Annotated in this window: 7 protein-coding genes; 3 read left to right on the forward strand and 4 right to left on the reverse strand. The window is 54.3% G+C overall.

The window, feature by feature from the left end:
* Positions 1 to 4,967 (reverse strand): non-ribosomal peptide synthetase (locus EA58_RS06015; protein ID WP_152547948.1); only part of this gene is annotated, 4,967 nt, incomplete at its 3' end.
* A 1,167-nt stretch (positions 4,968 to 6,134) separates the two neighbouring features.
* On the opposite strand from EA58_RS06015, the gene EA58_RS06020 reads away from it, so the two are divergent.
* A complete protein-coding gene (locus tag EA58_RS06020; protein WP_036750314.1) occupies positions 6,135 to 8,453 on the forward strand; it encodes a Tex family protein in 2,319 nt (772 codons plus the stop codon).
* A 69-nt stretch (positions 8,454 to 8,522) separates the two neighbouring features.
* On the opposite strand, the gene EA58_RS06025 is transcribed toward EA58_RS06020, so the two are convergent.
* Positions 8,523 to 8,987, reverse strand: a complete 465-nt coding sequence (locus EA58_RS06025) for a hypothetical protein (protein WP_036750317.1) — start codon at positions 8,985 to 8,987, stop codon at positions 8,523 to 8,525.
* Positions 8,988 to 9,137: 150 nt separating this feature from the next.
* Positions 9,138 to 9,950 (reverse strand): pimeloyl-ACP methyl ester esterase BioH, encoded by an 813-nt coding sequence (gene bioH / locus EA58_RS06030; protein WP_036750320.1) that lies wholly within the window; start codon positions 9,948 to 9,950, stop codon positions 9,138 to 9,140.
* 47 nt (positions 9,951 to 9,997) lie between these two features.
* On the opposite strand from bioH, the gene EA58_RS06035 reads away from it, so the two are divergent.
* Together EA58_RS06035 and nfuA are read left to right on the forward strand one after the other, a co-directional pair.
* Entirely contained in the window at positions 9,998 to 10,681 is a 684-nt protein-coding gene (locus EA58_RS06035; RefSeq protein ID WP_235199566.1) for a ComF family protein, read from the forward strand.
* A gap of 112 nt (positions 10,682 to 10,793) precedes the next feature.
* Positions 10,794 to 11,378 carry a Fe-S biogenesis protein NfuA gene (gene nfuA / locus EA58_RS06040; RefSeq protein ID WP_036750327.1) on the forward strand — a complete coding sequence of 195 codons (585 nt, stop codon included), beginning with the start codon at positions 10,794 to 10,796 and terminating at the stop codon, positions 11,376 to 11,378.
* A 152-nt stretch (positions 11,379 to 11,530) separates the two neighbouring features.
* On the opposite strand, the gene EA58_RS06045 is transcribed toward nfuA, so the two are convergent.
* A complete protein-coding gene (locus EA58_RS06045) occupies positions 11,531 to 11,923 on the reverse strand; it encodes a 3D domain-containing protein (RefSeq protein WP_036750329.1) in 393 nt (130 codons plus the stop codon).
* Between the last annotated feature and the right edge of the window lie 60 nt (positions 11,924 to 11,983).

Raw genomic sequence — 11,983 nt, forward strand, 5'->3', positions numbered from 1 at the left:
CCTGTGGTTCCCGAGGTGTAAATCACATAGGCCAGATCTTCCGGTGACGGGCCGCCATCCAGATTACTGTCCGGCAACTCTGTCAACGCCTCACTGTCGGCCAAAATCATGGCTACCGACTGCGCTGCCGACAGGAGTGATTCAACTTGTGCCCGCTGCGGTGCATGGGTGATCACCAGCGGCGCACAGGTATCTTCTAAAATAAACGCACTGCGCTCTGCCGGATAATCCGGCGAGATGGGCACATAAGCCGCCCCCGCCTTCAGCACCGCCAGAATACTGACCACCATCTCCGGACTTCGATCCAGATACAGCGCCACCAGAGTGTCGGCTGGCAGTTCTGCCTGATGAGACGTCCGATATGTCTGCCGGATCTGCCGCGCCAGCTGATTGGCCCTGCTATTCAGTTCACGGTAGGTCAGAGACTGTCCCTCAAACACCAGCGCGATGTTATCCGGCGTCCTTGCCACCTGCGCTTCGAACAGTGCCACCAAACTCTGATCCTGCGGGTATGGCGCTGCGGTCTGGTTGAAGGTGGTCAGCAGAGTGTGTTTTTCCTCCGTGGAGAGCAGGTCAATCTCGCTGATCCGGGTCTCCGATGCCTTCGCGAACACCGTCAGCAGGGTTTGATAACCGTTGAGCAGGCGGGACATACTCACTTCTGTGAAAAGACTGGTCGCGAAGTTCAGAGAACCACGGATCACTGACTGCCCCGCATCCTCACCTTCTTCCAGGAACAGGCTGAGATCATACTTCGCCGGGCTGAAGTCAACGGCCGTCACGGTGGCCGGACGCAGCGGCAAGGTGCTGTCGCTGAGTGCCGTCTCACCAAAGGACTGCACACTGAACATCACCTGAAACAGCGGATGACGGCTTGGATCCCGCGCCACGCCCAGCGCATCCACCAACTGCTCGAACGGCAGGTCCTGATGGGCTTTGGCTCCGGTCACCACAGCATGTGTCCCGTCAATCAGCGCAGCGATGGTCTCGTCCGGTTTCACCTGTGTGCGGAGCACCAGCGAATTCACGAACATCCCAATCAGCCCCTGGGTCTGGCTGTGATGGCGGTTGTCCGTCGGGGTTCCCAACAGAATGTCTTCCTGATGACTGTACTTCGACAACAAGACACTAAAGGCACTCAGCAGCACCGTATACAGGGTCGTTCCCCGGGCTTTCGCCAGCGCTTTCAGTGCTGTAGAAACTTCGACAGGCAGACTGAAGTCAAGGTTCTGCCCGGTATAATCCAGTGCTGCGGGCCTTGGCTTGTCCGTCGGCAGGTTCAGGGTCTCATAGCCGCTGAGCGCGTCCTGCCAGTAACTCAGCTGTTGCTCCCGCACCGGCCCCTGCAGGTAATCCCGCTGCCAGTGGGCATAGTCACCGTAACTGATCGGCAGTACAGGCAGGCTTGGGGCACGATGTTCCCGCAGCGCCTGATAGGTTTCACTCAGCTCACGAAAGAAGACCTCCATCGACCAGCCATCCATCGCGATGTGGTGCCAGAGGATCAGCAGGAAATGCTGCGCTTCCTGACCCGATTGGACGTCCACCACGTAATGATGCACACGCATCCCCGGTGCTTCCCGCAAAACAAAAGGCGTCGCGATGTCGGCGCGAACGGCCGCCTCCAGCCCGGTATCGTCGGCCAGAACCAGGGTTGAAACAGCCAGTGCATCTGACACAACACGCTGATACCCCACTCCCTGCTCATCGTAGCCATAGGTGCTCTTCAGAACCGGATGGCGGTCTGCCACGATGTTCAGTGCCTGACTCAGTGCCGGTAATACATCTGCGCTCGCTAACTGGAACAGCTGCGGAATGTGATAGGCGGATGTTCCCTGTTCAAAGTCCTCAATAAACAGCATCCGCTCCTGAGCAAAGGACAGTGGATAAACCTCCTGTGCCAGCGCCGGAATATCAATCGTCTCAGCCAGAGCATCCAACGACACACTTAACCCCGCCACCGTTGGCTGCTCAAAGAGTGTCGCCAGCGGCACATCAACATCCAGTCGGGCACGCATGGCCGCGGTCAGCTTGATGGCCTGAATCGAATCCCCGCCCAGCCGGAAGAAGTTGTCGTCGATGCCAACCCGTTCAACCCCGAGCACCTGCTGCCACACCTGACACAGTTGGGTTTCCAGCGGATTGCGCGGCGCCCGGTAACTGTCTTCGCTCACCCACACCGGTGCCGGTAGCGCCCGACGGTCCAGCTTGCCGTTAATCGTCAGCGGCAGTTTCTCTATGACCGTGATACTGCCCGGCACCATATAATCCGGCAGCTGTGCCGACAGACTCTGACGCAATGATTCAGTATCCACATCGCCATCAGCCGGCACCACATAAGCCGCCAGTACCTTGCTGCCTTCTTCCCGGTCCAGATCAACGACCACCGCCTGCTGTACACTAGGCTCAGCACTGAGCACACTGGCAATCTCGCCCAGCTCAATCCGGTAGCCCCGGATCTTCACCTGCTGGTCATTCCGGCCCAGATATGCCAGATTGCCGTCCGGCAGCCAGCGCACCAGATCTCCGGTGCGGTACAGTCGGGTATACCCTTTCGCCTTGTCGGTGTCTGTGGCAAACGAGTTGGCAATGAAGCGCTCCGCCGTCAGCTCAGGCCGGTTGAGGTAGCCCCGGGCCAGACCGGCCCCGCCGATGTACAGCTCGCCGACTGCACCCAGCGGCAGCAGCTGCTGATGCTCATCCAGCACATACAGTTGGGTATTGCTGATGGGGGCACCGATATTATTGGCGATATCCCCCGGCTGATATAATCTGGCGCTCGCACACACGGTGCTTTCGGTCGGCCCGTAAGCATTAAAGACCTGACTGTGCTGACTGAAGTGTGTCAGCAGGGCCTCCGAAGGAGACTCACCGGCCGTCACAAGCACTGCTAATGACGGGAAAGTTCGCTCTGTCAGCAGGGACAGGACAACCGGCGGCAGGGTGGCAAAATCAATACCTTCCCGCTCAATCACCTCGGCCACCTGCGTGGCACTCCGCTCATGCTCGGCGCACAGATAGCCTGTCAGTCCGCTTGTCAGGCTCACAAACAGCTCCCACACCGAGGCATCAAACACATAGGATGCAAACCACAGGACATACTGGCGTTGTGCCGTCTGAAACAGCGATTGCTGCGCCGCAATCAAATGTGCGGCACTCTGATGCGCCACCATCACCCCTTTCGGCTGACCTGTGGTGCCCGAGGTATAAATGACATACGCCAGATCGTCCGGCGACGGGCCGTTGTCCAGATTGCTGTCCGAAAACTCTGTCAATGTGTCACTGTCGGCCAGAATCATCTGCGCCTCATGTCCATCCGACAGGAGCGCATCGACGCTCGCCTGCTGCGGCAAATGAGTCATGATCAGCGAAGCACAGGTATCTTCTAAAATGAACGCACTGCGCTCGGTCGGATACTCCGGCGAGATGGGCACGTAGGCCGCTCCCGCTTTCAGAACCGCCAGAATGCTGATGACCATCTCCGGGCTTCGATCCAGATACAGCGCCACCAAGGTATCGGCTGGCAGTTCTGCCTGATGAGACGCCCGGTACGTCTGCCGGATTTGCCGCGCCAGCTGATTGGCTTTGGCGTTCAGTTCACGGTAGGTCAGGGACTGCCCCTCAAACACCAGCGCAATGTTGTCCGGCGTTCTTGCTGCCTGCGCCTCAAACAGTGCCGCCAGACTCTGGTCCTGCGGGTACGGGGCCTCGGTCTGGTTGAAGGTGGTCAGCAGGGTGTGCCTTTCTTCATCGGAAACAAAATCAATCTCACGGATACGAGTATCGTGCTTCTCAACAAAAGTCATTAACACTTTCACAACCCGCCCGATAAACGCCTGACTTTCTTCTGGTGTGAAAAAAGCATCCTGAACGTGCGCTGATATGATTAACGGGCTGTCACAACCATAATCTTTCAGCCTCAGTAAAAGCGCCTGACTGATGTCTTGCTCATAGACTCGCGTTAATTGATGCCCCGTACTTTCTTGACCAAAAGCTTCATAATTCACGGTCACATTCGGCAGTGCCGACCCATGCTCACGCGCAAGCCGGCTCAGGTGGGCTGCCGGAAAACGGCAATGGCGTAAAGCACCGTTCAGTGTTCGCATGCAATCTTTGATGTAATCAAGGCTAGCCGCCTCCGGTGTTACTGTCATCGCAACCGGGTAATCATTTGAATGCATCCCGACGACCTGCATGCCCTGACGCCCTTGCCGGCCATGTGTCACCGTACTGAAACAGACATCGGTTGGTCCGAGCAGGCGCGACAGTACTATACTCACCGCGCTAAATAACATTGCCTGCATCGTCACGCCGTGATGTTCGCAGTAATCCTGCATGGCTTGCTTTAACGTCTCTGGCAAAGCCTGAATCGCGTAGTGGCTGCCTTTTTCTGAATATCGGGGGGGAAGGAAAGTCATGTCATGCTGCTGAAGAAATGCCAACCAATAATCATGATCTTTTTGATATCGGGATGAACTCTGATATTGCCTGGCTCGCTCAACAGCGAGTTGATACTGGGGAAGATCGGCCAGCCATTCGTAACTCTGCTGCGTTGTAAGATCTTGATAGAGGCGATGCACATACTGCTGAAGCTGATACATCCCCAGACCGTCACAAATTAAGTGATGCAGCTTAATAAAGAGATAGCAGGTTTGATTGTTCAACTTGATCAACGTCAGCTGATGAAGGCGTTCGCTCAGATAATCGAACGACTGCGCCATATCCTGGCTCAACCAAAGCTCCGCATCCGCTTTAGGCGTCGGGCTGGCACTGAAATCCACGATACGAACTGTATCGTTCCCGGTCTCAGGCGACAGGGTTTGCCGCACCTCACCATCAGGAGAAACACTGAAGGTGAGACGCAGTGCGTCCAGATTCGCCACCAACAGTGACCAGACTCGCTGCAGAATCAGAGGATCAATATGAGTTGCTAACGTATAAGCCCCGACATTGTACCGAGTACTCAATGGAGTCAGCGCCTGATCGTAAAAGATGTTTTCTTGAGTTGGGTGCAAAGAAAAAGTCTGAGGAAACAAAATAATATCCTTCTAATACATGAATCATTCATTGCGCACTGGTTTTCATCAGCGGGGCGAATAAATATTGAGACTGCAGCCATGGCTATGCAGATGAAACGCCACAATTCCAGGACAGCTGCCATCACAGCGGAAGCATCCGGTTGATCATTTTCATCTCTGCATTGAGTCTGGAATACAGGGTGACAAAGCAACACCAGAACAACTGAAAAGTACAACATTCCGAAAACCAATCAGGCTTCAGATTTGCTCAAATTAATTATTTACTGTGATTACTTTATTGGAAGTTCGATATTTCTGGTGCTACATCTGTGCGAGAAAGAAATGCCTTTTGCCAGACATTCTGTCAATAATGGAAAAACACATTTAATAAATTCAATGAAGTGAGTCGCATTTCATCCCCAAAAAAATATCAACACTCTGAAGCACAAGTTATCTTTCAAGGTTCACCAAGTAAGCGTTTATTTACAAAGAACAAATTAGGACACCACATTTTCAAAGACTGATCATCTCAGCACACTTCAATTATTCAACTCAGAGCTGAAATAAATCCCACCCTGTTTCAACAAGCGCGACAGACTTCAGAGAGCATAACGTTGCTGTTATAAACCATTTATTTTTTTTGAATGAACTTCAGCCCAACCCATGAATAAAATCAATATTGTTATTGTCATATCTGTAAATATAGACAAGTCGTCGATAATTATAGAACAATCAAAAACCATCGGGGTAAACTAGAAATATAATTTACATTAAAAATCAAAAATAAAATGAAATAATATTCACGGAATAAAAATAACAGCAATAGTTAAGAAAAATCTAAAATAAATATTCTTCTGACCTAAATTCCTGATGAGACTTCGCCCCGCTTTCAAAAATAAACTGTCACGTCCGCCATTATTCTTCTGACCAGAGACCCGACAGATGAAATATCTTCGCACTTTTTATGAATAGACTGCCGTTCACTCCTGCACAAAGATCACACCTGCCCGCGAAGCTGGCAAACTCCTGACATTTTGCGGGCGCAAGAACGCTGACGGACGTGCGGAATTGTGGTTAGATGGGCCACCTGAGAAAAACTGTAGCCAAAGGAATTCTATGACCGCGAGTATCAATCACCTGATTGCGTCTGAGCTGAATGTCAACACGCAGCAGGTTGCCGCAGCCGTGGCGCTACTCGATGACGGCAATACCGTCCCTTTCATCGCCCGGTACCGGAAAGAAGTCACCGGCGGGCTGGATGATACCCAGTTGCGTAATCTGGACTCCCGTCTGGGCTATTTACGTGAGCTGGAAGACCGCCGTCAGGTGATCCTCAAATCGATTTCTGAGCAGGACAAACTGACTCCGGCACTGGAAGCCGAAATCCTGTCTGCCGACAGCAAAACCCGTCTGGAAGATTTGTACCTGCCGTATAAACCGAAGCGCCGCACCAAGGGCCAGATCGCAATTGAAGCCGGTCTGGAACCGCTGGCTGACCTGCTGTGGTCACAGCCGGATCACGACCCGGAAGCCACAGCCGCAAGTTATGTGTCTGCGGATAAAGGTGTCGCCGATACCAAAGCTGCACTGGACGGCGCACGTGCCATTCTGATGGAACGTTTTGCAGAAGACGCCGCCCTGCTGGATAAAATCCGTCGCCACTTACAGTCCAATGCAGAGCTGACCGCCCGTGTGGTGGAAGGCAAGGAACAGGAAGGCGCGAAGTTCAAAGACTACTTCGAGCACAATGAAAAGCTGACTCAGGTGCCTTCTCACCGCGCGCTGGCCATGTTCCGCGGCCGCAATGAAGGCATCCTGCAACTGGCACTGAACGCCGATCCGAATCAGGAAGAAGGGGTTCGCGGCTCTTACTGTGAAGTCATCATTGCCGATCACTATGGCGTCAGTCTGGGCAGCCAGCCCGCTGACAGCTGGCGCAAGCAGGTCATCAGCTGGGCGTGGCGCATCAAAATTCTGATGCACATGGAAACCGAACTGATGGCGGCACTGCGTGAAAAAGCCGAAGACGGTGCAATGCAGGTGTTTGCCGACAACCTGAAAGATCTGCTGATGGCGGCACCTGCCGGTCCGCGCATGACACTGGCGCTCGACCCGGGTCTGCGGACCGGGTGTAAAGTGGCCGTCGTCGACAACACGGGTAAGCTGGTCGATACCGCCACCATCTATCCGCATCAACCGCAAAAACAGGTGGCCCAGTCGGCAGCGACGGTGCTGGCCCTGATCACCAAGCACAACGTCGATCTGATTGCGATCGGAAACGGCACTGCTTCACGTGAAACAGACAGCTTTGTTGCCCAACTGCTGAAAGACAACAACCTGAAGGTTCAGAGCGTCATGGTCAGCGAAGCCGGTGCATCGGTGTACTCCGCCTCTGAACTGGCCGCCAATGAATTCCCGAATCTGGATGTGTCACTGCGCGGCGCGGTTTCCATTGGCCGCCGTTTGCAGGATCCGCTGGCAGAGCTGGTGAAAATCGATCCGAAATCCATCGGTGTAGGCCAGTACCAGCACGATGTCAGCCAGAGTAATCTTGCGAAACGTCTGGATGCCGTGGTCGAAGACTGTGTGAACGCCGTCGGTGTGGATGTGAATACGGCCTCACCTGCCCTGCTGACCCGTGTCGCCGGTCTGTCATCGACCATTGCCAGCAATATCGTGGCTTACCGTGACGAGCATGGCCGTTTTGATGCCCGGACCACGCTGAAAAAAGTGCCACGTCTGGGGCCAAAAGCATTCGAACAGTGTGCCGGTTTCCTGCGCATCATGAATGGCAAGAACCCGCTGGATGCCTCTGCGGTCCACCCGGAATCCTATGATGTGGTCAAAAGCATTGCGGCCAAAAACAGCAAGCCACTGGATGCCTTAATTGGCAACAGTGAATTCCTGCGTGGCCTCAAAGCGGCCGACTACACCACAGAAGACGTCGGTCTGCCGACGGTGACCGACATCATCCGCGAGCTGGACAAACCGGGCCGTGATCCGCGTCCTGAGTTCAAAACCGCGACTTTTGCCGAAGGCATCCATGAGGTCAAAGATCTGGTACCGGGCATGGTGCTGGAAGGCGTGATCACCAACGTGACCAACTTCGGTGCATTCGTCGATGTCGGCGTTCACCAAGATGGTCTGGTCCATATTTCAGCGCTGTCGGACAAGTTTGTTTCCGATCCGCGCGAAGTGGTCAAAGCCGGTGACGTCGTGAAAGTGAAGGTGATGGAAGTCGATCTGCAGCGCAAGCGTATTGGTATGTCGATGCGCCTGAGCGATGAGCCGGGACAGGAAGCCGAGCGCAAACCAAAAGGCGGACAGCGTCAGAACGACCAACGACGTGCGCCACGCCAGCAGCGTGACAACCAGCCGGGCAACAGCGCCATGGGTGGTGCCTTTGCGGCGGCGTTTGCCAAGGCGAAGAAGTAACACTCATACTGTGCAATACAACAAAGGCGGGTTTCGACCCGCCTTTTTTATTTCTGTTTCTGTCTGCGTTCAGACGATCTTCAGCATTTCCGTCGGCGGATTTGGCACTGTGGACTGCGCGTATTTATACCGGATCACGCTGCGAACGCGTTCCATCTGGCTGATTTTCCCCAGCTCTTCAAGCAATGCCCGGGGCAGACGAATATGCATGCTATACCCCAATTCACTGACATCTTTCAGATAGCTGTCGGCCGACAGCGCCAGCACCAATTGTTCGAAATCCTGCTGATAGCCATAGCCTTGATGATGAGCAACATCCTGCGATTCGTAATCCGGATGCTCACTGGGATCCCAACCGGGGCGCTTCATCTGCTTCTCATCCCCTTTCAGGGATGGCTCGCTGCCTGAGGCCAGGCTGGCAGTGGCCGGACGGACTTTCTCGCGGACCTTGTTGTCCCGCGCAGCCTGCTCGGTCATCGGATTCACCGACGGCGCCAGTGTCGGAATACCGGCATTCAGGGGCGACACGATCATGTTTTGGTGACTCCTTCAGACTGCAACGCTGTCACGCATCCTGCGCACTCAAGCCCATGCCGCCGTGCGCCTTACTGATAATGGTTATCATGACAGACAACACTGTCAGTATTCAAAGATTATCGGCCAATTTATTTAAGACTTTAATCTCTATACCGGACTGGTCGCGACACCCTCTGATTGAGCTGCTTCAATGAATGCATGCAACGCGCTGATGAAATCTTCCGGATGAGAAATAAAAGGCGCATGAGAAGCCTTGGTAAACATCACTTTTGGGGAATCGGGGACCAGATGATCCATATCCGCAGCCACTTTCGCTGGCACCAGACCATCGAGGCGACCATACAAGCGTAACCAAGGCTGGCGAATCTGAGCCAGTTGTGTCCGTAAATCCACTTCAGCCAGTATCTCCAGCCCCTGTGCCAGCGCATCCGGTGACGGCTGCGGGCGGGACAACACCGCCTGTCTGAGCTGTTTGATATCCTGACGGGCCGTCGGGCTTCCCATGGCTTGCAGTGCCATAAAACGCTCGACCGTCAGGGCAAAATCATCGCTGAGCTGCTGCTGAAAATCACGCAGCACCTGAGGTTTGATCCCGCGCCAGTCGTCACCGGCAGCAAAACAGGGTGAGCTTGCGACCGTGATCAGCTTGCTAATCCGGGCCGGTGCCAGCAGTGCCGCTTGTTTCGCGACCAGACCGCCAAGTGACCAGCCCAGCCAGACCGCTTCTTCCGGCGCACCGTGCAACAACGCTTCCGCCATCGCCTCAACCGTCCCGGCAGCAACCGAAGTACTGTGGCCATAGCCCGGCATGTCCACGACGTGAATCCGGTAGTGGTTTTCAAGCTGCGGGATCAGATGTTGCCACACGGCGCCGTTCATCCCCCAGCCATGAATGAGAACCAGATCGGAACCCTGTCCCGAATCCGGGCCAAATGTTTGCCAGTAGACCGATGCCGCCATGTACACTTCCTTCACCAAAAAACCGGATGGCAAGGATGTTATCCCCTGTGGCTGTAAGATCAATCTTTCGCTGGCCAAACCAGCAATGCGCGCTCTGCCATTTACCACTGCGTGATGGCGATCACTTCTGGTGTCAGCCCTGTCTGACCAGCCTGCCTCAGCCGCCATACTGCCACCACTGCGGCGCCACAACGCCAAAGCCGGTTCCACATTGCGGTCACTGCCTGCGCCAGCCGCCGCCCTGGGATCGTCTGGTTCGGCTGGGCGAATACGCATTTCCGCTCAATCGTCTGATCCAGCAGTACAAGTTTCAGCGCAAGTTCTGGCTCAGTCAGCCACTGGCCCGGCTCCTGGCCACACAAATCACCGATCCTGCCCCCCTGCTGCTGCCTGTCCCCATGCACCCCTGGCGACGTCTGATTCGCGGGTTCAACCAGAGCGCCTTACTGGCGGATGCGCTTGCTGCCCTGACTGGAGGGCAGACCGACTGTCGGGCGATTCAACGGACACAATGGGCCCGCCACCAGCATCAGCTGACCCGGCAGGCCCGTCTGCAGAATCTCCGGCAGGCATTTATACTGAAGAAAAGAGCATGGCCGTCACATGTTGCCCTGGTTGACGATGTGGTCACGACTGGCAGTACGGTTTCCGTCCTGTCCCAATTGCTCAGGCAACAGCATGTACGCCGAATTGATGTGTACTGCCTGGGGTTCACCCCCAAGCAGCACTGATCAGTCCGATGTGCAGTGCTCTGTTCAAAAAAACCACACAAGATTCATGGGTGCGTGTTCCCGCGCCAGAGAGTAGAATAGGTTTTACGCTTACTAAGTCAGGTATAACGTCGTGTCTAAGATTACTATTTCAGAAACTGCGCAACAGCATTTCGTTAAGCTGCTGGCCCAGCAGCCGGAAGGCACCAATATCCGTGTCTTCGTGGTCAACCCGGGTACTCCGAACGCTGAATGCGGCGTGTCTTACTGTCCGCCGGAAGCCATTGAAGCCAGCGACACCGAACTGAAATTCAGCATGTTCTCTGCCTATATCGATGAGCTGAGCCTGCCATTTCTGGAAGATGCCGAGATCGATTTTGTCACCGACAAAATGGGCTCTCAGCTGACCCTGAAAGCACCCAACGCGAAAGTCCGCAAAGTGTCCAACGACGCACCGCTGATGGAGCGCGTCGACTATGTGATCCAGACTCAGGTCAACCCGCAGCTGGCGGGTCACGGCGGCCATGTCTCTCTGTCTGAAATCACTGAAGATGGCGTAGCAATCCTGCAATTCGGTGGTGGCTGTAACGGCTGCTCCATGGTTGACGTGACCCTGAAAGAAGGGATTGAAAAGCAGCTGCTGGCTGAATTCAGCGGTGAGCTGACGGGTGTTCGCGACGTGACAGAACACGCACGCGGCGACCACTCTTACTACTGAGTTGATTCGGGTCAGCGCCCTACACTGACCCGCTCAACAACAGAAAAGCAAAAAGCCGCAATAGCGGCTTTTTTGATGTCTGTCTGCTTTGTGCTTCGCTGAATGCCTATCAGAATAATATCGTTGATTATTCGGCTAGGTATTTTGCGGTATCAGGCTTCAACCACTGTGATAGTCACCTTTCGTCGGCCCCAGTTTTTGGCCGCTCTCACATCGCGTCCCATGTAGATATCAATCTTCTTTGACCAACGTCGGTGCATTTTATCCAAAACCACATATTCACCCGGTAAACCGGAAATTTTCACTTTAGAGCCGTGCTTCAGACCCATTCTCAACAGATCCCGGGACACAGCAATCGCTTTCATTCCCGGTTTAAGTCGGTCTCCCCAGGCAGCAATCGAAGGGTTGCCGTCTGTCTGGGAAGCAAGTGAATTATAGGCCGTTGCCGTCACTGTAATCTTGGAACCAGATGGCATGGCACTCGCATGAAAACACCAGCCTAAGCTCATAATAAGCAATAAAAAAACACCGATTTTTTGTTTCATTTTCAACCTGTCAAATCAAAAATCAGGCTATATTTTAAACACTTTCAATAAGAAAGGACA

The sequence above is a fragment of the Photobacterium galatheae genome, assembly GCF_000695255.1.
GTDB lineage: Bacteria > Pseudomonadota > Gammaproteobacteria > Enterobacterales > Vibrionaceae > Photobacterium > Photobacterium galatheae.